The sequence below is a fragment of the Kribbella turkmenica genome, from assembly GCF_004348725.1.
In the GTDB taxonomy this organism is placed as follows: Bacteria; Actinomycetota; Actinomycetes; order Propionibacteriales; family Kribbellaceae; genus Kribbella; species Kribbella turkmenica.
Window position 1 is genome coordinate 1 of the sequence record NZ_SMKR01000092.1, and the last position, 20,769, is coordinate 20,769.

A 20,769-nucleotide genomic window follows, 5' to 3' on the forward strand; every position below is an offset into this window, starting at 1 on the left:
GTTCAATGCCCGCGGAGTCCTGCACGTTCTGCTGAGCCAGCTGGCGATCGGGGTGAAGGGCTTCCCGATCCCGGGTGACGACGAGCTGTTCGGCCGGCCGATCGAGGCCCGGGCCGACATGCTGCTGATGCTTACCGAGGCAGTGCAGGCCTCACAGCCCTACATCTACCGCCCGGCCGCTACCCAGTCCTAGGTACGAACGCGGTCGCGACGACGTGAGTGCTGCCACACTTCGGCAGTTCGGGCCGAACCTGGGCCTCCGGCAACGATCACGAGGAACAGCACGGACAGCACGGACAGCACGGACAGCACGACGCGCCGAACCAGCCACGCCCGTTCGTTATCCAAATCAACCACCCTGCAGATCTGGTCCGGTGTCCAGTCGAACGGTAGCGTGCTCCGTTGCGCCTGTGTCCCGAGGAGGTTTGCAGTGTCCCGATTGTCCGCGGTCAAACCCGCGTACTGGATCTCCGGCGTCCTGCTGGCGATCGCGGTCGTCGTACCGCTCCTGGTGTCCACCTACGCCAAGGACGAACCCCGGCTGTGGGGTTTCCCGTTCTTCTACTGGTACCAGCTCCTGTGGGTCTTCCTCTCCGCGATCCTGGTCAGCATCTGCTACAAGCTGGTGATCACCGAGGAGCGCAAGCGGCGAGCGGCCGAAGGACTCGGTGACCCCGACAAGGCGGGCCCGGCGAAGGAGGGCGACCAGTGAACCACAGCGTCGACTGGGTACAGCTCATCATCGTCACCCTGATCTTCGGGGCCGTCACCGTGATGGGCTTCATGGCGGCCCGCTGGCGCAGTTCCGGCACTCTGGACAACCTGGACGAGTGGGGTCTGGGCGGCCGCGGCTTCGGCACCTTCATCACCTGGTTCCTGCTCGGCGGCGACCTCTACACGGCGTACACGTTCATCGCCGTACCGGCCGCGATGTACGCCACCGGTGCGATCAGCGGCTTCTTCGCGGTGCCGTACACGATCGTGGTCTATCCGATCATCTTCATCTTCATGTCCCGGCTGTGGTCGGTCTCGCACCGCAACGGCTACGTGACCCCGGCGGACTTCGTCGGCGGCCGGTACGGCAGCAAGGCGTTGTCGCTGGCGGTCGCGTTGACCGGCATCCTCGCCACGATGCCGTACATCGCCTTGCAGCTGGTCGGCATGCAGGCCGTGTTCGAGACGATGGGTCTCGGCGGCGACAACCTGCTGGCCAAGGACCTGCCGCTGCTGATCGCGTTCGCGGTGCTGGCGGCGTACACGTACTCCTCGGGCCTGCGCGCGCCGGCGATGATCGCGTTCGTCAAGGACGGCCTGATCTACCTGGTGATCGCGGTCGCGATCTTCTACCTGCCGGACGTGCTGGGAGGCTGGGGCTCCATCTTCGACGCGGCGGAGGCCAAACTGACCGCCACGAACCCGAACACCGGCAGGCCGGTCGGCGCGTTCGTCCCGGGTGAGTCCGGCTACTCGGCGTACTGGACGCTGGCGCTCGGGTCGGCGATGGCGCTGTTCATGTACCCGCACTCGGTGACCGCGGTGCTGTCCACCAAGAACCGCAACATCGTCCGGCGGAACGCCGCGATCCTGCCGGCGTACTCGCTGCTGCTCGGCCTGCTCGCGCTGCTCGGCTTCATGGCGATCAAGGCCAACGTGGACGTGCGCGGCCTGGACGGGATCCCGAACCCGCAGCTGGCGATCCCGCGGCTGTTCGACCAGGAGTTCCCGTCCTGGTTCGCCGGGATCGCGTTCGCGGCGATCGCGGTCGGGGCGCTGGTCCCGGCGGCGATCATGTCGATCGCGGCCGCGAACCTGTTCACCCGCAACATCTACCGCGACTTCATCAAACGCGACGCGACCCCGGCCCAGGAGGCCAAGGTCTCCAAGATCGCGTCGCTGCTGGTGAAACTCGGCGCGCTGGCGTTCGTGCTGACGCTGGACAAGACGCTCGCGCTGAACTTCCAGCTGCTCGGCGGGATCTGGATCCTGCAGACCTTCCCGGCGATCGTGGTCGGCCTGTACACCCGGTGGTTCCACCGGTGGGCCCTGCTGGCCGGCTGGGCGACGGCGATGTTGTTCGGCACGCTCGAGGCCTACAACGTGATCAATCCGGCGACCGGCAAGCACTTCGGCGGCTCGCTGGCGAACATCCCGTTCACCGATACCCAGGCGTACATCGCGCTGACCGCGTTCGCGCTCAACGTGATCGTGGTCGTCGTACTGACGCTGGTGTTCCGGGCGCTGAAGCTGCCGGAGGGCGTGGACAGCACGCACGCGTCGGACTACCGCGCCGACCAGGGCGACCCGGGGGTGAAGGACCTGCCGGAGCTGCTCGACGAGGGCGGTCCCTCGCCGGCGAAGTCGTAGTTCGTTGCCGGCGGCCCCTTCCGGACGGGAGGGGCCGCCGTCACTCTGTGCTGTTGTGTCGACACGCTGCGGGACAGCTTGCCCGGGATTCCGCGGCCGGCGCGGCAGAATCGCGAGGGTGTTGCTGGTCCTCCTCGTCATGCTGCTCGCCGCCGCCGCGGCCTGGGCGACCGGTGGACGCTTCACTGGGCTGGCCGACAACTCGCTGACCGGCGTGCACTGGATGGCCGCCGCGGCCATCGGCCAGCTCCTCGGTTCGGTGATCGGCGGAACGGCGTACCCGGTCGGCCTGATCGGCTCCGCGGTCTGCATCGCGGTCTTCCTCCGCCAGAACCTGGCCCACTCCGGTGTCGGTTTGCTTGCCCTGGGCTTCTTCTGCAACGCGCTCGTGGTCGCGCTGAACGGCGCGATGCCGGTGTCCGCCGGCGCCTTGGCCCGCGCGGGTGTCGGCCCCTTGATGAACTCCCCGCGCCACGAACCGGCCGACGTCTCGACCACGCTGCCGTGGCTCGGCGATGTCGTACCCGTGGCCCTGCCGGGACTCGGCCAGGCGGTCAGCCCGGGCGACGTGCTGATCGCCGCCGGCGCCGGACTCCTGCTGTACGCCGGAATGGGCGGATCGCACCGGATCCCGGCGCAGACCGCGCCGGTGTGGGACGACCTTTCGCCGTGTGCCGACGCACCGGCGATCCTCCGGCTAGAACCGGAAGCCCCGGCCGATCACCCTTCTGAGTGACTCGACCACGACCGGGTCGTACTCGGCACCGATCCCCAGCCCGATGGACTCCATCGCCTTCGCCGGCGACTGCCCGGTCCCCTCGCCGACCAACTGCTCGTACGCCAACGCGACGTTCACGATCCCGCTCTCCAACGGGATGTCCGCGTTGTTCGCCCGCCCCTGCCGGTACGGATCGTTCGAGTGCCGCACGATCTCGGCCACATGATCCAGCACCCCCGACCGCTCGATCACCGAGGCCCCGATCTCCGCCGCCCGGCGCCGCTCCTCCCGCGTCCGCAACAGGCTCGCCCCACCCGGACTGGGATCCGCCAACGCCAACTGCCCGACCCCCGACAACAAAGCCGCGTACTCCAACGCCTCCATCCGCGACGGCGTCAACCCCAGGTCGTGGCCCAGAGCAACCGCCAGCTGAGCCGTCCGCGCGTTCTGCCCCGGACTACTGAACCCCGCAATCTCCGTACTCCGAGCCATCGACCGCACCGTCGTCCGATACGTCCGCTGCGCCGAAGCAAACCGCCTGAACGCGAACTGCGTCAGGAGCAACGGCACCACCACCAGCGGCATCGCCCACAGACCGATCAACGACGTACTTGCGGCGAGGAGGACGCCGCTGAGGCCCATTGCCAGACCGATGCGAACGGCGATCACCAGTTCGTCGCGCAGCGCGGCGGGAAACGGCTGGTTGTACCTCTCCGTCGTCTGACCGGCTCCGACGAAAGCATCGACGACCGCGGCCGTCAGCACGGCGAGCAGCATCGCGCCGGTCAACGCGACCGCGTCCTGCCACGTGCCGCTCCAGTACAGGCCCGGCGGTGTGACGGCGGAGAATACCGCCGCAGCACACGCAACAGAGACGACGCGCCGGCTGGACACCACCAGATCCCAGCGCAGCCCCGCGATCACGCGGGGCAGAACCCCTACCAGCGTTGCGACTCCGGTGACAGCGACCGCCTGTGCGATCTCCGGCGGAACCGCGACTTCCGGCGGACGCAACAGTACGTAACCCAGTGCTGCACTCGTCGCGATCGGCGCCCGGTTCCGGCTCCGGTCCACGCGGAACTGCACCATCTCGCCGACGGCCACCAACAGTCCGAAGGTCAGCGCGTACTGCCATTCGGTGAGCCCGTTCCGCACCGTCAGAATCATCGCGGTCACGCCGACGGCCGCACCGGCCAACGTGATCACGACGCCACTGTCGAGCCTGCCCAGAGCCGGCTCCTGACCGGTCATCACAGTTCCGGCCCAGCCGCGGAGCCGGTGGCGCCACCACCGCTCCCCAGACTGAGGTCGTCGTGATCGATGCTGGCAGCGATGCTGCTGTCCGGAGCAAGCTGCTCGGCCGCCGCGGCGCCCCAACCCTCGGCACGGATCACGGCCACGAACGCGTCCACGAGATTCGGATCAAAATGTGTGTAGCGATCCTGCAGAAGGATGTCGAGCGTCTCCTCGACGCCCCGCGCCGGACGATAAGAGCGGGTCGAGGTCAAGCAGTCGAAGGCATCGACGATGCCGATGATCCGGGCGAAGTAGGGGATGTTCTCTCCGCTCAAGCCGGCCGGGTATCCGGTTCCGTCGTACTTCTCGTGATGGTGTAGGACAGCGGACTTGACCTCTTCCAGGAACGGGATGTTGCCGATCAGTTCGACGCCTCGGGCGGGGTGCAACCGGATCGCGTCCATCTCCGCGTCGTCGAGTCTGCCGGGCTTCCGGATGATGCTCGTCGGCACGCCGACCTTTCCTACGTCGTGGAGCAGTCCGGCATGCTCCAGGGCGAGCTGACGGTCCTCGCTGAGCTGCAGACGACGGCCGAGCATGCCCACGCCTTCGCTGACGCGCTCTGAGTGACCGCGGGTGTACAGATCTTTGGTCTCGATGACCTGGATGAAGGCACGCATCGTTGCCGCCTGCGCGTTGCGCTCGGCTTCGTACAGCGACAGGGCCCAGCGCGCGACCACCAATGGGACAACGACCAGGAACACCGCGCCGATGCCGAGGCCACCGATCCAGACCACGGCCAGCAGCAGGCCGAGCAGGCCGTAACCCGTCATCGGGATGACGGTGGGGGCGGCCACCTTGCGCAGGAACGTGAGCGGCGAGGTGCTGCCGCGGTCGAGCCAGAGCACGAGGCACATCAGCGAGGCGTTCACCGCCAGCCAGGTCACGATCGCGGCGAAGCCGGAAACGGTCGCCTGTCCGGGCGCGTCCAGCACGGCGTCACCGCGCTCACCGCCGGTGGAGACGAAAACGAAGCCGGCCGCAGCGGCACACAGGACGGCCTGAGCACCGTTGAAGACCCGCCGCATGACCGGCAGGCGCCGGTCCTGGGTCAGCGGGAGAAGAACTGCGACAACAACGGTCGCCGCCGGTCCGGACAACAACAGAAGGGCGATACAGACCACGTGGTCGAGGGCCGCGCGGACTGGTCCGACCTTGGACCGGAGCAGGACTCCGATCAACAGCAGCAGACCGAGCGCCACAATCGGGACGTCCAGCCGTGTGTGCAACAACGCGACGACGAGAACCAGCGCGGCGACAGCGGTGCTGATCGCCACCGTCAGACGGAGCGGCCAGCGGCTGTTCACGCGTGAACTCTAACCGTCACCACTCCCAACCGTCACTACCAAACACCGCGGTCACCTCCGCTCAGCGGTCGCAGTCTTGTTCCGCGCCGAACGGCTGGGAACAGGGGGGCAGACAGCACATCGCTGACTCGACATGATTTTGCTTCGTCAGGCACGCCGCGAAACACTGTAGGCCAGACCGTGACCCGCCGCACGACATGAAGTGCGGTAGATGGTATGAGAGACTGTCACTCTTTGCAGTTGTTTCAAGGAGGCTTAGGAATGGGCAAGACCGGCCGCAAGCGCCGCGCACGCAAGAAGAAGGGCGCAAACCACGGTAAGCGCCCCAACGCCTGACCCAGGCAATTACAGACAGCGAGGACCCCGGCCAAAGCCGGGGTTCTTGCAATTTGGTCACAGGTCGGTGCAGACCTCGATTTCCACGGACCTTGCATTCGGAGCGTTCGCAGACGAATACCGAATGCAATCTTCAAACGATCGTTGGGCCTTCCGTCCGATGTGAGTTGGCATACTCCACAGGCCGCCACCCAACCGGTCCAGTCCTGGCTGTGGATAACGCCAGCGCGCAGTCGGCTCGCCTCTTAGAGTTAGCTCCGATATCCGGCACCATGCGTAGCCGGACGGGACGCGATCTGTGAGGGAGGTGGGTGACATGGCGACCGAGAGCCTGAGCGAACTGCTGCGCAGGTACCGGACCCGGGCCGGCCTCACCCAGGCTGCCCTCGCCGACAAGGCGGGGCTGAGCGAGCAAGCGATCAGCGTCCTCGAGCGCGGCACTCGACGCCGTCCCCGTAACGAAACGGTCCGGGCCTTGACCGCTGTCCTCGGTCTGAATGCCGAGGAGGCTGCGACGTTCACGGCCGCTGCCCGGAGCAAACGCCGCACGGCTCGAACCACCGCTCCCGAGCCCAGACCGGCGGCCGAAGCCGATTCCCTGCCGATACCGTGGCAACTGCCGCCGGCCATCGCGGACTTCACCGGCCGTGCCGCACAGATCGAGGCGATCCTCTCGGCGCTCCGGGTTCCCGCCAACCCGCGCAGCGACACGGTCGGCCTCGTCGCGGTGAGCGGAATGGGCGGTATCGGCAAGACCGCGCTGGCAATTCAGGCCGCGCACAAACTGGTGGACAGCTACCCGGACGGTCACCTGTATCTCAACCTTCGCGGGTACGGTCCCGGCCTGCCGATGACCACCGCCGACGCGCTAGGTCAGTTGCTTCGTTCGCTCCGGGTGGACCTGAGGCTGGTCCCCGAGGGTGTCGAGGAAGCCGCTGCTCTGCTTCGATCACAGCTGGCCGGTCGGCGCGTGCTCGTGGTGCTCGACAACGCGACCGACGTACCGCATGTCCTGCCGTTGCTGCCGGGCAGTCCGGGGTCGGCCGCGATCATCACCAGCCGAGAATCGATGGCGACGCTTCCTGGTGCTCGGCAGATGAGGCTCGATGCGTTGTCGGGCTCAGAGGCGGTCGAGATGCTGTCGGGCGTCGTCGGAGCGGAGCGGATCGGGGCCGAGCCGGATGCGGCCGACAGCCTCACCCTGCTGACCGGCCGGCTGCCGCTGGCGGTCCGTCTGACCGGTGCCCGGCTGGCTGCCCGGCCGACGTGGCCGATCCGGTATTTGGTCGACCTGCTCCAGGACGAGGGCCGGCGACTTGATGGCCTAGGTTCGGACGAAACCGGCGTGCGGGCGAGCATCGCCAGCTCCGTGCACTTCCTGGAGACCAGCAACCGCGGCCTCGACCGCGAAGCCGCCCGGGCAGTGCCGATGCTCAGTGTCCCCGACGGATCGAACCTGCTGACCGTCGTTGCCGCCCACCTGCTCGATGTCCCGGTCCAGCGGGCCGACGCCATCCTGGAACGCCTCGTCGATCTCAACCTGATGGATTGCGTCGCCCCCGAGCGCTATCGCTTCCACGACCTCATCCGCACCTACGGCCGGGAGCTCGCCGACCAGTCCCTCACCGCGGCCGAACGCGACGCCGGCCTGGAGCGCATCCTGCGCTTCTACATCGGCTGCGCCTGGCGCTGCCATGCACTGATCCACGACACGAGCCCCCGCCTGGCGCTCGCCACGATTCAGATCGAGCCGTTCCCGGCGCTTGGCGATGTCGACTCGGCCCTGCACTGGTTCGACGACGAGCAACGCAACCTGATGGACCGCTTCGCTCAGGCGGCCGGGACGACGCTGGCGGGATCCATGCTGTTCCCGGAGCTCGCCCTCGCGCTGTTCGGCTACCACGAGCCGCGCGGTCGCTGGGCCGAGATGCGTGAGGTCGGTCGTGGAGTCGTCGAGCTCGCGGTGCGGTTCGGGCAGCCGTCGATGGCAGCCTGGCTCGAGCACGACAGCGCGATCCCCGAGGTCGAGAACGGCGATCTGGAGTCGGCCGTCACACACCTGTTCAAGGCGCTGGAGATGTTCCGCGTTCAAAGCGACACGATCGGCCTGGCTCGCTGCTGCTCCTCGCTGACCTATGTTCTCGGACATCACGGCCGGATCGAGGAGGCCCTGGAATTCGGCAACGAAGCACTGCGGCTCAGCCAGGAACTCGGCGACCCGACCCTCGAGGGCGTCTCCTACGCCGCGGTCGGCGGGCTCTACAACCGAGCCGGAGACCACACTCGCGCGGATGAGGCCTTCCAGCGCGGCATCGCCCTCGCTGAGACCTCCGATGACACTCGTCTGATCTACAAGAAGCACATCAACGTAGCCTTTTCACACCTGCTGGTCGGGCGTTATCGCGACGCCGTGGAGTATGCCCAGCGCAGCCTCGCGATCGCGGAGCAGGCGGGCAACGGCCTCGGAGTCATTGAATCCCACCAGATTCTCACGTTGGGGTGGGCGGCACAGGGAGATTACGAAACCGCCCTGCGACATGCCGAGGGCGCCCTGGCCTTCGCCCGGCGGGTGAAGAACACGATTCGGGAAGGCCGCCTGCTGCTCGAGATGGCTCGAATCAACGCCGCGATGGGTGATCGTTCCACGGCGACTGCGAACGCCACGGCCGCGGCCGCAGTACTCGCCGCCGTTTCACCGCTCCACGCAACCTACGCCAACGAACTGTTGGCGTTATTGCAGCGCGGCGACTTGTACACGTATAGCTTCACAACGCACTCGATCTGACGCCGGACAGCCTTCAGTCGGTGGTGGTGATACTGGTTTCTACCTGGATCCGGGTCAGGCGGAGGAGGATTTTCTGGCGGAGGGCGTCCGGGGCGTGGTCGGAGCCGCAGGAGCGGTGAACCAGTTTCTTGACGCAGCGTTCCAAGTCGTACTCGTCCAGGCAGGGGGCGCACTCTTCCAGGTGCTGCCGGATCTCTTCGGTGCTGGCGTCCTCGAGTTCGTTGTCGATGAAGACGTAGACACGCTGCAGGATCTCGCTGCAGTCGACGTCGTGGTGCTCGCCGCAGCTCACGACTCCTCCTCGGTTCCGGTCTCGTCGGACGGGATCAGGCCCCGGTCGCGCGCGTAGTCGCCCAGCAGGTCACGCAGCTGGCGGCGGCCACGGTGCAACCGCGACATCACGGTGCCGACCGGCGTCCCCATGATGTCGGCGATCTCCTTGTAGGCAAAGCCCTCGACGTCGGCCAGGTAGACGGCCAGCCGGAAGTCCTCCGGGATGGCCTGCAGGGCTCCCTTGACGTCGGAGTCGGGCAGGTGCTCGAGGGCGACGGCCTCGGCCGACTTCAGCCCGCCGGGAGTGTGCGACTCGGCGGCGGTGAGCTGCCAGTCCTCGATCTCCTCGGTCGGCGACTGCGTCGGCTGGCGCTGCCGCTTGCGGTATCCGTTGATGAACGTGTTCGTCAGGATCCGGTACAGCCACGCCTTCAGGTTGGTGCCCGGCGTGAACTGGTGGAACGAGCTGTACGCCTTAGCGAAGGTGTCCTGGACCAGGTCTTCGGCGTCCGACGGATTACGGGTCATCCGCATCGCCGCGGCGTACATCTGGTCGAGGAAGGGCAGCGCCTCGCGCTCGAAGCGCGCGGTCCGCTGCTCGGGTGTCTCGGTGGTGGTGGGAGTCGGCATCGTTATCGAGAATACCGGGGTCTTCCCGGTGGTCCTCTCCGGTGCCTGTCTCGTCGCCATCATGCTGTGCACAACACGCCCGGACGCGGGGGCATTCCCCGTCAGCGACCGTCCACTATCCGGACACCTCGCGGCTGACCCACTCGAACACGGCTTCGACCAGGACGTCGTACGCCTCCTGCTGGCTGAGCTCCGCCCGCTTCGGCACCTTGAACGAGTGCTCCGCCTCCGGTACGACGGCCATCTCGGTGAGCGGAGGGAATTCCTCGGGCGTCCCGAACGGGTCCCGCTCCCCCTGGACCACCAGCGTCGGCAGCCCGGCCCCCTGCAGCTCGTCCACCCGCGACTTCTCCGGCTTCCCGGGCGCGTGCAGCGGAAAGGCCAGCGCCAGTACGCCGGACGCCCCGAGCCCGCTCGCGGTCCGGCAGGCCACCCGGGCCCCGGCGCTGCGCCCGCCGATCACCAGCGGGGTGCGGATCCGGAGCTGGCCGATGATCGCGATCCAGGCCTCGTCGAGGATCTTCGGCCCGGGCGCGAGCTTCCGGCCGGCGTGGCGCCAGGGCTGCTCGATCAGGAACACATTGATGTCCTGCTTCGGCAGCCGGGAGGCCAGCGCGGCCAGGTCGCCCGACTCGATCCCGCCCCCGGCGCCATGACCGAGCGCCAGCGTCGCCACCGGCCGCCGGGCCCGATGCGCCACGATCCGGGCGTCCCCGTGCGGCGTCCCCACAATCCGTTCGTCGGTCACCCGCCCCATCCTGTCATCAGGACGCGGAAAGACGGGCGAAGAAACGGCGCGGGTCAGAAGAGAGTGGTCTCTTCCGGCTCCTCGGGCTTGTCGACCGGGTCGGCACCGTCGGGCGGCAGCGGCTCGATCAGGTGCGGCCCGTTGTTCTTCACCGAGCTGACCGCCTTGGACACGGCGTACGCCTCGAGCCGGCCGGGCGCGGCCGGGACCAGCAGGTCGAGCAGGTCGTCGGGGTCGGAGCTGAGCGGGTCGAGCCAGGCGTCGTACCGCTCGCGCTCGACCAGCAGCGGCATCCGGTCGTGGATCCGGCCGAGGTCGTCGGTGGCCGTGGTGGTGAGCACCGTGCAGGTCCACAGCCAGGCCTCGTCGGAGTCCGGGTCCTCGACGGTCTTGTCCCGCCAGATCTCGTACAGCCCGGCCATCGCCAGTACGCCGCCGTCGGCCGGGCGGATGAAGTACGGCTGCTTGACCGGTTTGCCGTTCACCTTCTGCTCGGACTTGTACCACTCGTAGTACCCGTCGGCGGGCAGGATGCAGCGCCGGGTGGCGAACGCCTTCTTGAACGCGGGCTTCTCCGCGACCGTCTCCATCCGCGCGTTGATCAGCCGGTTCCCGATCGAGGTGTCCTTCGCCCACGACGGCACCAGCCCCCACTTGACCGTCGTCAGCTTGCGCACGGTCTCGTCGGGCACCTCGCGGTTCGTCCGCTCGACCACGGCGATCACCTGGTCGGTCGGGGCGACGTTGTAGTTGTCCGGGAGCTCCTGGACGGACTCGCGCACGTTGCCCGCCTCGATCTCGAACTCGACCACGAGATCGGCAGGGTCCCGGCTGGAGGCGTATCGACCGCACATGGCACCCAGCCTAGACAGCCCCACGGACAGTGGCGACCGACGAGCGGCGGCGGATCGTCCACCCCGTGATGGGCGATCCGCCGCCTGCGTGATGCGTCCGGGCACCCCCCTGTCGGCGTCCGGACGCAGGTCCTACGGTCTGGCCAGCTCGTCGAGCACGCGCCCGGCCATGGCGTCGGTGGCCGGGAGTCCTTCGATCCAGATCCGGGCCAGCTGGGGTACGTCGGTGTCCAGCCGCCACTGCGTGATCAGGGTTCGTGCCGTCTCGACCTGCTCCGGCAGGTTCGGTTCGCGGCCGACGAGCGCCGCCGCGCGGTGTGAGCCGACGCGGCCCAGTACGTCACCGCCGTAGAACACGATCCGCAGGCACTCCGCGACGTCGACGAGCCGGAGCTCGCGGTCGAACGGCGTGGTCCCCGGCGGATTGAGCGGCTCCACGACCACCAGTGCGTTGGTCTGCGGTACGGAAGTTCCACGGAACTCCGCCTCTCGGTAGAGCTCTCCCAGCCGGGACCGCAGGTGCGCCAGGCTGGACAGCCCGGTCAGCGGGTCCTCGCAGGAGAGCGTGTGGAGGTAGATCAGTGAGGCCTCGGCCCAGCTGGAACTGAGTGCGCGTACCGCGGCGAAAGCCGGCTCGCCCCCGGCGATCGAGCGGTACAGCGCACTCAGCCCATCAAGTGCCTCGAGCAACGAGACTCCATCGGCCGCCAACTGCCGGCCGACCTCGTCGCTCGCAGGCACGACATCGGCTCCGTCCTGCAGCGCCTCGGCGATCGCGAGATAGGCGCTGTGGTCGGTGCCAGCTGTGCCGTGCGAGTCCCTCCACTCGCACGGTTGCTCGGTGGACGACGCCTCCGGGCGGGTCCGGGCGGGCGACCCCGCCAGGTTCAGGGGCAGGTGCGAACGCAGGTCGAACCGTCGGCGGATGTCCGCGAACAGCGACATGACCCTCCTCGACTAGCCCCGTCAGTCTCCCGACCGGCCGGCCGGAAGCGTCGTTCCGGGAGTGAGACAGGGCCCGGCGAGGTTCATGACGCGGATTCGCCGAACTTTTTTCGCGTAACCTCCGCACCACCGCTCTCGTCAGGAAAGAGCACGGTTCCGTGTCCGGAGAGATGCGCTCAGCCCGTCCCACGTGGGAGCCTTGTTCCCGGCAACCATGTGACGGACCGTCACATGGTTGTACGGACAGTCGTGACACCCACGGGGAGACAGATGGAGACGCCGGAAGGACCGAGCGACGCCGAGCTGATCGCGCGTGTCCGCAACGGCGATCTGGAGGCGTACGGCGAACTGTTCGGCCGGCACCACCACGCGGCCGAGCGGATGGCCCGCCAGCTGGTCCCGGCCAACGATGCCGACGACCTGGCCAGTGACGCGTTCGCGAAGGTGCTCGACGCGCTTCGCGGCGGCGGCGGTCCCGACGTCTCCTTCCGGGCCTACCTGCTGACGACGGTACGCCGGGTGCACGTCGACCGGATCCGGTCCGGCCGGAAGGTCCAGGCGACCGACGACATCGCGGCGTACGAGCGGGAGCCGGAGACCTTCGACGACCCGACCGTGACCGGCTTCGAGAGCGGCGCGGCGGCCAAGGCGTTCGCCAGCCTGCCCGAGCGCTGGCAGGCCGTGCTCTGGCACACCGAGGTCGAAGGCGAGAAGCCCGCGGCGATCGCGCCGCTCCTCGGCCTGACCGCGAACGGGGTGTCCGCGCTCGCGTACCGCGCCCGTGAGGGTCTGCGGCAGGCCTACCTGCAGCAGCACCTGGCCGACGTCGCCGGTGATCGCTGCCGCTGGACCACCGAACGCCTGGGCGCCTACGTCCGCGGCGGCCTGACCAAGCGGGAGAACCGCAACGTCCGCGAGCACCTGGACGACTGCGCCAAGTGCACCGCGGTCTACCTCGAGCTGGTCGAGGTCAACAGCGCGCTGCCGGCGCTGCTCGCCCCGGCCCTGCTGGGTACCGCCGGCCTGGGCTACCTGGCGGCCGCGTCCGGCGCGAAGGTCGGTCTGGTCGGTTTCTTCGTCACCGGCTGGAAGAAGGCGACGGAGAACAGCACGCGTACGGCGATCAGCGCCGGAGCCGTCGTGGTCGTCGCGGTGGCCGCCGTACTGGCCGCGATGGCGCTCACCGGCAACGAGACTCCCCCGGCGGCGATCAGCAACCCGCCGGCGCAGCAGCCGACCCGACCGCCGGGCGAGCCGCCGACCGTCCCGCCGGTGAAGCCACCGACGGTGAAACCACCAACCACCGCGCCGACGACAGCCCCGACGACCGCGCCGACGACCGCGCCGTCCGAGCCCGAGCCGACTCCCACGCCGACGCCGTCGCAACCGACCACCACGACACCGACGCCCACCCCGCCGGAGCCGACCACGCCGATCCTGGACGAGGGTCTGGTGACGATCAGCGTGCCGCCGGGCGGCGGTGCGCCGTCCACCCGCGCCGTGGGGACCCAGGCTCAGGGCGTGCGCTTCGTGATCACGATCAAGGTCCCGGCAGCCAACGCGAAACCCGTTGTCATCGGCATCAGGTACGGCAAGTCCCTGACGTGGCCGCTCGGCGGCAACCCCGGCGGCTGGACCTGCACCCCGTCGGCCGGCACCTGTAGGGCGACCGACTCGGCCGCGCCCGCGCCACTGCCGGTCACGTTCGACCCGCCGACCGGCGGCTCGGTGACGGACCGCACCTTCACCGTCTCGGCGAAGACCGGCCGGCTGTACGACGACGACTCGGAGACGCTGACCGCCCCGCCGCGGACCGACGAGAGCCTGCTGAGGATCGTCGCCGGCAAGGCCGACCCCGACGTCCACCACCGCGTCCTGACCGTTGCCCGTGGCACGGACCGGACGAGCGTGACGCTGAAGATCGACTACGGCTCGTCGCTCGAGTGGCCGATCGCGGCGAACCCGGCGGGCTGGCGGTGCTCGGCCAGGTCCCGGACCTGTACGGCGCTGACCCCGGCCAGACCGGCTCCGCTGCCGGCCTCCTTCGAGGTACCGGCGGACGGCTCGGCGGCGGCCAGGACGTTCACCGTTTCCGCGACGGCCGGGCTGGTCAGTGACACGGACTCCGAGGTGCTGGCGGGGATCCGGCCGGACGAGTCGCTGCTGCAGATCGTGACGCCGACACCGCATACCGATCCGAACCCGTTCGTCTACAACCGGTTCCTGAAGGTCAACGGGGTCGCGAACCGCCGGGTGACGCTGGAGATCTCCTGGGGACGGAACCTGTCGTTCCTGTCCGCGCTGGACAAGGGCTGGACCTGCTCGCGCTCGAGCGACATCCGGCGCGCGACCTGCTCGACGGACAACTACCGCAAGCCGTTCAACTCCGAGTGGACCGCCTGGTTGCCCGGCACCGGCACCACCAACCGAATCACCGTGCACGCCCGCGTCGGCGGCCGCGAGGACACCGACACGGCCCAGATCCCCCCGTCCGACAGCCGGCGCTGAAATCGGGTTGCCGCCTGCACTAGTCTGGAACTGTTCGCGCTGACGGAACCAAGTAGCGCCGTACACCATGTTCGAGAGAGTCGCCGGTTGCTGTGAGGCGGCACATGGAGCGGTGGCGAAGACACTCCTGAGCGGATGCACGGCAAGAGGCCGGGTCGACCCGACCCGGTGAAGGTGTGGTGGCACCGCGAGTTCCCCTTCGCCCACACCTCCGGGGTACGAGAAACGACCTGGAGGTGAAAACAGCGATGCGCATTCTCAGCCATGAGATCCCCTCAGCAGTGGGCCAGACCGTCACGGTGGCCGGCTGGGTGCACCGAAGACGACGGCTCGCCGCCGTCGGTTTCCTGATCCTGCGCGACCGGTCCGGCCTCAGCCAGATCGTCGTGAAGACGGCGGAGACCCAGTCACTGCTGGACGAGTTCGGTGAGGAGACCGTCGTCCAGGTGACCGGTACGGTCGCCGCCAACCCGCAGGCGCCCGGTGGCGCGGAGATCGTCGACCCGGTGATCGAGCCGCTGACCGAGCCGGCGGTGACGCCGCCGATCGAGCTCTGGCGGCCCGCGGTCGGCGCCGGGCTGCCCGTCGTCCTGGACAACGCGCCGGTCGCGCTGCGGCACCCGGCGGTCCGGGCCGGCTGGGAGATCGCCGCCGCGGCGATCCACGGGTTCCGCTCGGCGCTCGACGGCCAGGGGTTCACCGAGATCCACACGCCGAAGATCGTCGGTACGGCGACCGAGTCCGGAGCCAACGTGTTCGCGCTGGACTACTTCGGCGGACCGGCGTACCTGGCGCAGTCCCCGCAGTTCTACAAGCAGACGATGGTCGGGGTGTTCGAGCGGGTCTTCGAGGTCGGCCCGGTGTTCCGCGCCGAGCCGCACGACACCGTCCGGCACCTGGCCGAGTACGTCTCGCTGGACGCGGAGTTCGGCTTCGTCTCCGACCATCGCGACGTGCTGGCGATGCTGCGGTCGGCGATCGCGGGCATGCTGGCCGCGGTGGGTGAGCGGGCGGCGCCGGCGCTGGAGCGGCGCGGGGTGACGCTCCCGGAGATCCCCGTCGACGTGCCGGTGGTGCACTTCGGCGAGGCGTTGAAGATCGCCGGTGCGGACCCGGACGAGCCCGACCTGGCGCCGGCCCACGAGCGGGCGATCGGCGAGTGGGCGTTGCGCGAGCACGGCAGCGAGTTCGTCGCGGTCGAGGGCTACCCGATGGTGAAACGGCCGTTCTACACGCATCCGCAGCCGTCGGACCCTCGCTGGTCGAACTCCTTCGACCTGCTGTTCAAGGGCGTGGAGCTGGTGACCGGCGGACAGCGGCTGCATCGCTACAGCGACTACGCGGCAGCGCTGGCAGCTCGTGGTGAGTCGGCGGACGCTCCGGCGTACAGCTCGTACCTGCAGGCGTTCAAGCACGGGATGCCGCCGCACGGCGGATTCGCGATCGGTCTGGAGCGGTTCGTGGCGCGGCTGACGGGCGCGGAGAACGTGCGCGAGGTCACGCTGTTCCCCCGCGACCTGCACCGGCTGACGCCGTGACGGACACCACCGAGTCGGTCGTCACCGAGCTGAACGTTGCCTTAGGCACCGATTACCGGTTGGTGCGGCAACTGCCCGGTGGTTTCCAATCGAGTGCGTACGAACTCAGCGACGTCGGGCCCCGGGTCGTCCTCAAGTGGTGCGACGACCCGGGCTGGGCTCCGCGGGTCCACCGGGCGGCCGAGCTCGTCCGGCGGGCGCGCGCTGCCGGGTACCCGACTCCGGCGTGGCTTGCCGTCGGCACGACCGCCGCCGGGTCGCCGTACCAGCTGCAAACGTACGTCGAGGGCCGCAGCCTGGCCGACGCGTCGTCGATCGGGCCGTCGCTGGCCCGGGAGCTGATCCGGATCAGCGAGACGCAGCGCGACCTCGTCCCGGACCAGGACTCGAACTGGTCGGTCTGGTCCGCCGGTGTGGTCTTCGACGGCTGGGACGGCGTCTGGGACCGCGTCCTCGGCTACGGCGGCGAGGCCACCGACCTGCTCGAGCGGTACGGCGCGCTGTGCCGGCCGTACCGGGATCACGCGTTGCCGGTCGACGACCTCGTCCACGGTGATCTGAATGTCGGCAACGTGATTGTCGACAATGGACGGGTCGCCGGGATCATCGACATCGAGGCGGCCGGCGGTGGATCGCGCGCCTACGACCTGGTCTCGCTGGCGACCTCGGCGACCAGGGACGGCGCGCCGGCCGGCGTCGACGAGCTGTTCCTGGAGGCGGCGCTGCGGGCCGGCGGCCGGACGGTGGTCGCGATCTGCGCGGCGGCGGCGTACGCCACGATCGCGGAGTTCGTCCGCGACCGGTCGACGTACTCGCAGGAGTTGGTGCTGGACGGCGCCCGCCGGCTGCTGGAGCTGCTCGATGCATGATGGGCGCATGCTGAGTGAGGTCGAGCAGCGGGTGCTGGCTGCGATGGACGACGAGCGGATTGTCGACGATCTGCGGGCGCTGGTCCGGATTCCGAGTGTGGACGGCACCGCGGCGGAGAGCGACGTACAGGCGTGGTGTGCCCGGCGGCTGACCGAGCTCGGGCTCGCCGTGGACCACTGGCGGATCGACCTGCCGGCGGCGACCGCGGACCCGGAGTTCCCCGGGATGGAGGTCGACCGCGACCAGGCCTGGGGCTGCGTCGGCGTCCTCGGCGGCGACGGGACGGCGGGACTGATCCTCAACGGGCACGTGGACGTCGTCCCGCCGGGCGAGCTGGGGATGTGGCCGGACGACGATCCGTTCTCGGCGCGGATCGAGGACGGGATCATGTGGGGCCGCGGCACCTGCGACATGAAGGGCGGCGTCGCCGCGATCCTCGGCGCGGTCGCGGCGATCGTTGCGTCGGGCATCCAGCTGCGGAAGCCACTCGCCGTGCACACCGTGATCGGCGAGGAGGACGGCGGTGCCGGTGCGTTCGCCACCCTGCGGCGCGGTCACACCGGTGAGGCCTGCCTGATCGCCGAGCCGACCGCGGGCTGCGTCGTCACGGCCAACTCGGGATCGTTGACCTTCCGCCTCGAGGTCGCGGGGCTGGCGACGCACGGCTCGACCCGCTCCCGCGGCGTCAGCGCGATCGACAAGTTCGTCGTGATCCAGTCCGCGTTGCAGGCGCTGGAGGCCGAGCGCAACCGCGACCCGCACCCGCTGCTGGCGCACCTGGACCTGGCGAACCCGCTGTCCGTCGGCATGGTCCGGTCTGGCGACTGGGCCAGCACAGTCCCCGACGTCCTGGTTGCCGAGGGCAGGTACGGCGTACGCCTCGGCGAGCCGCTCGCCACCGCCCGCGCAGCGTTCGAGTCAGCGATCGCCGAAGCCTGTGCCAAGGACGACTGGCTGCGGGACCACCCGGTCAAGGTCACCTGGCCCGGCGGCGCCTTCGCCTCCGGTGTGCTCCCCGACGACGACCCCCTGCTCGCCGACACCCTGCACGCCGCCGGTGAGCCGACGCCCGAGGTCAGGGGCGCCCCCTACGGCTCGGACCTCCGCCAGTACGCCGCCGCCGGCATCCCCACGCTGCAGTACGGCCCCGGCGACGTCCGCTACGCCCACGCCACCGACGAGCACGTCCGCCTCGACGACGTCCTGCACGCCGCCCGCACCTACGCCGTACTCGCCCTCCGCCGCTGCGGGTGAGCGAGAGAAATCCGAGATGAAGGCGCTGCGGGGACGTTCACAGGAGCCGTTGCAGAGCGCGCTGCCCGGCCGGTAGCCAGGTCGGCTTGCCGCCGGGCAGGCCCTTCTCGCCCGCCTCGCCGATCGAGATCAGCGCCAGCGCCTTCCCGGCGGCCCAGGCGCGGGCGCGGGCGATCATCGCCTCGTCGGCCAGCGTGTAGGCGTCGAAGAAACGCTCCGCCGCGCCGTCGGGCAGCAGCACCCAGGCAGCGGCCAGATCGGTGGCCGGGTCACCGATGCTCAGGTCACCGAAGTCGATCACCCCCGACAGCGCGCCGTCGTCCGTGACCACGACGTTCGCGGGATGCAGGTCGCCGTGCAGCCATTTCGGCGGGCCGTCCCACTGCGGCGCGGCGACACCGTCGTCCCAGATCTTGCGTACGGCGGCGTCCGCGTCGGGCGGGAACTCCAGAGTCCTCAGCGGGACACCCCTGTCCCGGCTGACGGGCCCGTCCGCCGGCGCATCCGTGTGCAGTGCCCGCAGGAACCCGGCCAGGGTGTCCGCGGACTTCTCCGCGCTGATCGGCCTGAGGTCGGCGGGCTCGCCGCCCACCCAGGTGGTGACGAGCCAGGAGTGCGGGAAGCGCTCGGTCGGCTCGCCGAGCCGCTGTGGCACCGGCACCCGCAGCGGCAGCCGCGGCGCGAACTCGGGCAGCCAGCGGTACTCCTTGCGCAGCAACTCCGGCCCGCGCTCCGTCCGCGGCATCCGGACCGCCAGCTCGCTCCCGAGCCGCCAGACCTGGTTGTCCCAGCCGCCGACCACGAGCGTCAGCTCGAGCTCCGCCAGATCGGGATGCTGCTCCTGCAGAAGATCTCGTACCAGTTGTTCGTCCACGGCGCGTCAGACGCGTCACACCCGGGGTTGGTTGGGAATGCCGCCGAATCCGCTGCGGTTCTCGCGAGCATGCGAATCGATGTGTGGTCCGACGTCGTCTGTCCCTGGTGCTACATCGGCAAGCGGCGCCTGGAGCAGGCGCTGGCGGAGACCGGTGACCAGGCCGAGATCGTCTGGCACAGCTTCCAGCTGGATCCCTCCGCGACGAACGACGACCCCCGGGACCTGCCGACCCGGCTCGGCGAGAAGTATGGCCGCGGCCGCGACTGGGGCGTGCAGGCGAACGCGCACGTGACCGAGATCGCCGCCGAGCTCGGCCTCGAGTACCACCTCGACCACGCGAAGTCCGCGAACACCGTCGACGCGCACCGCCTGCTCCACCTCGCCGGCGACCTGGCCGACGCCGGCCAGGTTTCCGCCGACACCCAGGGCCGCCTCAAGGAGCGGCTGCTGAAGGCCTACTTCACCGACGGCCTCCCAGTCGGCGACCACGCCACCCTCACCGCTCTGGCGGAAGAGGCCGGGCTGCCGGCCGACCGTGCCGCCGAGGTCCTCGCGAGTACGGCGTACGCCGAGGCCGTCGCCGCGGACCAGGCCCAGGCGCTGGCGTACGGCGCGAACGGCGTGCCGTTCTTCGTCATCGACGAGAAGTACGGCGTGAGCGGTGCCCAGCCGGTGGAAGTGTTCCGCGAGGCGCTGCGCCGGGCGAACGCCGACCGCAAGCCGGTCACCCTGATCAGCGCGCCCGGTGCGACCGGTGACGCCGCCTGCGGCCCGGACGGCTGCCCGGTCTGAGGCTGGACGGTTGAGCTGTGGGTACAGGGAGTCATCGGAAAGTTGGTGTATGAAGGAGGCATGACTGTCGTGCGCGCACTGGCCAGGCCGCTGCTGTCGATGATCTTCGTCGTGCAGGGTGCGAACTCGATCCGGAACCCGGAGCCGCTGGTGCCCAAGGCCCAGCCGCTGACGGATCGCTTGGTGCCGCTGGTGAAGCGGGTCGCTCCACCGCAGGTCGGTGACCGCATCCCTGAGACGACGGTGAACCTGGTCCGCCTGAACGGCGCCGTCCAGGTGCTCGGCGGCCTCGCGCTGGCGACCGGAAAGGGCCGGCGGCTGGGTGCCGCGACGCTCGCGACGACGCTGGTGCCGGTGACGGTGGCCGGGCACCCGTTCTGGCAGGTGAAGGACAAGGAAGCCCGGCAGGCGCAGCGGGTCCAGTTCATGAAGAACCTCGGCCTGCTCGGCGGGCTGCTGCTCGCGGCGGTCGACACCGAGGGCCGGCCGGGTATCGCCTGGCGGGCGACCCACGGTGCCCGGGCGGCGAAGCGCGAGACCAGGCGCGGGGTGAAGGCGGCCCGGCGCGAGACCGGACGCGGCGCCAAGGCGGCCAAGCGGGAGGCTCGGCAGCTGGCCCGCGAGGCGAAGCAGGCCGCCCGCCTGGCGAAGGCTGAGCTCACCTGAGCCGAACC

19 protein-coding genes and 1 pseudogene are annotated in these 20,769 nt (G+C 69.5%); 12 read left to right on the forward strand and 8 right to left on the reverse strand.

Annotated features, from left to right (window positions below):
* The 4 genes and pseudogenes from E1218_RS20900 to E1218_RS20915 all read left to right on the forward strand — a co-directional run.
* A pseudogene (locus E1218_RS20900) lies at positions 1-193 on the forward strand (DUF2785 domain-containing protein); the annotation flags it as partial.
* A 237-nt stretch (positions 194-430) separates the two neighbouring features.
* Positions 431-712 carry a DUF3311 domain-containing protein gene (locus E1218_RS20905; RefSeq protein WP_132322680.1) on the forward strand — a complete coding sequence of 94 codons (282 nt, stop codon included), beginning with the start codon at positions 431-433 and terminating at the stop codon, positions 710-712.
* Positions 709-2,364 (forward strand): monocarboxylate uptake permease MctP, encoded by a 1,656-nt coding sequence (gene mctP, locus E1218_RS20910; RefSeq protein ID WP_456074029.1) that lies wholly within the window; start codon positions 709-711, stop codon positions 2,362-2,364. The genes E1218_RS20905 and mctP overlap by 4 nt, the downstream gene beginning before the upstream one ends.
* A gap of 118 nt (positions 2,365-2,482) precedes the next feature.
* Positions 2,483-3,100 carry a DUF5317 domain-containing protein gene (locus E1218_RS20915; protein ID WP_233712355.1) on the forward strand — a complete coding sequence of 206 codons (618 nt, stop codon included), beginning with the start codon at positions 2,483-2,485 and terminating at the stop codon, positions 3,098-3,100.
* On the opposite strand, the gene E1218_RS20920 is transcribed toward E1218_RS20915, so the two are convergent.
* A complete protein-coding gene (locus tag E1218_RS20920) occupies positions 3,062-4,333 on the reverse strand; it encodes an HD domain-containing phosphohydrolase (protein WP_132322682.1) in 1,272 nt (423 codons plus the stop codon). The two genes, E1218_RS20915 and E1218_RS20920, sit on opposite strands and share 39 nt — an antisense overlap.
* Positions 4,333-5,313: an HD-GYP domain-containing protein gene (locus tag E1218_RS20925; RefSeq protein ID WP_233712356.1), complete on the reverse strand. Its 981-nt coding sequence runs from the start codon at positions 5,311-5,313 to the stop codon at positions 4,333-4,335. Before E1218_RS20925 ends, E1218_RS20920 begins: the two co-directional genes overlap by 1 nt.
* 633 nt (positions 5,314-5,946) lie before the next feature.
* On the opposite strand from E1218_RS20925, the gene E1218_RS38225 reads away from it, so the two are divergent.
* Together E1218_RS38225 and E1218_RS20930 are read left to right on the forward strand one after the other, a co-directional pair.
* Positions 5,947-6,021 (forward strand): 50S ribosomal protein bL37, encoded by a 75-nt coding sequence (locus E1218_RS38225; RefSeq protein ID WP_369759046.1) that lies wholly within the window; start codon positions 5,947-5,949, stop codon positions 6,019-6,021.
* 316 nt (positions 6,022-6,337) lie between these two features.
* Positions 6,338-8,806, forward strand: coding sequence for an ATP-binding protein (locus E1218_RS20930; protein ID WP_132322684.1), 2,469 nt, complete (start codon positions 6,338-6,340; stop codon positions 8,804-8,806).
* 13 nt (positions 8,807-8,819) lie between these two features.
* On the opposite strand, the gene rsrA is transcribed toward E1218_RS20930, so the two are convergent.
* The 5 genes from rsrA to E1218_RS20955 form a co-directional block, all read right to left on the reverse strand.
* Positions 8,820-9,098: a mycothiol system anti-sigma-R factor gene (gene rsrA, locus E1218_RS20935; protein ID WP_132322686.1), complete on the reverse strand. Its 279-nt coding sequence runs from the start codon at positions 9,096-9,098 to the stop codon at positions 8,820-8,822.
* Entirely contained in the window at positions 9,095-9,769 is a 675-nt protein-coding gene (locus E1218_RS20940) for a sigma-70 family RNA polymerase sigma factor (protein ID WP_407657624.1), read from the reverse strand. Before E1218_RS20940 ends, rsrA begins: the two co-directional genes overlap by 4 nt.
* Positions 9,770-9,824: 55 nt before the next feature.
* The gene (locus E1218_RS20945) at positions 9,825-10,466 is read right to left on the reverse strand and encodes an alpha/beta hydrolase family protein (RefSeq protein WP_132322690.1); all 642 of its coding nucleotides are present in this window, start codon (positions 10,464-10,466) and stop codon (positions 9,825-9,827) included.
* Between the two features lie 44 nt (positions 10,467-10,510).
* Entirely contained in the window at positions 10,511-11,311 is an 801-nt protein-coding gene (locus tag E1218_RS20950; RefSeq protein WP_132322692.1) for an SOS response-associated peptidase, read from the reverse strand.
* A gap of 132 nt (positions 11,312-11,443) precedes the next feature.
* Complete coding sequence (locus E1218_RS20955) at positions 11,444-12,256, reverse strand: hypothetical protein (RefSeq protein WP_132322694.1); 813 nt, start codon at positions 12,254-12,256, stop codon at positions 11,444-11,446.
* Between the two features lie 270 nt (positions 12,257-12,526).
* Between E1218_RS20955 and E1218_RS20960 the strand changes: the two genes are divergently transcribed.
* The 4 genes from E1218_RS20960 (at position 12,527) to E1218_RS20975 (ending at position 18,426) form a co-directional block, all read left to right on the forward strand.
* The gene (locus E1218_RS20960) at positions 12,527-14,764 is read left to right on the forward strand and encodes a sigma-70 family RNA polymerase sigma factor (RefSeq protein ID WP_165949358.1); all 2,238 of its coding nucleotides are present in this window, start codon (positions 12,527-12,529) and stop codon (positions 14,762-14,764) included.
* A gap of 248 nt (positions 14,765-15,012) precedes the next feature.
* Complete coding sequence (gene aspS, locus E1218_RS20965) at positions 15,013-16,302, forward strand: aspartate--tRNA(Asn) ligase (RefSeq protein ID WP_132322698.1); 1,290 nt, start codon at positions 15,013-15,015, stop codon at positions 16,300-16,302.
* Positions 16,299-17,171 (forward strand): phosphotransferase family protein, encoded by an 873-nt coding sequence (locus E1218_RS20970; protein WP_165949359.1) that lies wholly within the window; start codon positions 16,299-16,301, stop codon positions 17,169-17,171. The genes aspS and E1218_RS20970 overlap by 4 nt, the downstream gene beginning before the upstream one ends.
* A gap of 7 nt (positions 17,172-17,178) precedes the next feature.
* Positions 17,179-18,426, forward strand: coding sequence for an ArgE/DapE family deacylase (locus E1218_RS20975; protein WP_132322702.1), 1,248 nt, complete (start codon positions 17,179-17,181; stop codon positions 18,424-18,426).
* 37 nt (positions 18,427-18,463) lie between these two features.
* On the opposite strand, the gene E1218_RS20980 is transcribed toward E1218_RS20975, so the two are convergent.
* A complete protein-coding gene (locus E1218_RS20980) occupies positions 18,464-19,300 on the reverse strand; it encodes an aminoglycoside phosphotransferase family protein (RefSeq protein WP_132322704.1) in 837 nt (278 codons plus the stop codon).
* A 69-nt stretch (positions 19,301-19,369) separates the two neighbouring features.
* Here E1218_RS20980 and E1218_RS20985 point away from each other — a divergent pair, with 69 nt between their 5' ends.
* Together E1218_RS20985 and E1218_RS20990 are read left to right on the forward strand one after the other, a co-directional pair.
* Positions 19,370-20,095, forward strand: a complete 726-nt coding sequence (locus E1218_RS20985; protein WP_132322706.1) for a DsbA family oxidoreductase — start codon at positions 19,370-19,372, stop codon at positions 20,093-20,095.
* A gap of 60 nt (positions 20,096-20,155) precedes the next feature.
* On the forward strand, positions 20,156-20,761 hold the full coding sequence (locus tag E1218_RS20990) for a DoxX family protein (RefSeq protein WP_132322708.1): 606 nt from the start codon (positions 20,156-20,158) through the stop codon (positions 20,759-20,761).
* The last annotated feature ends 8 nt before the right edge of the window (positions 20,762-20,769 follow it).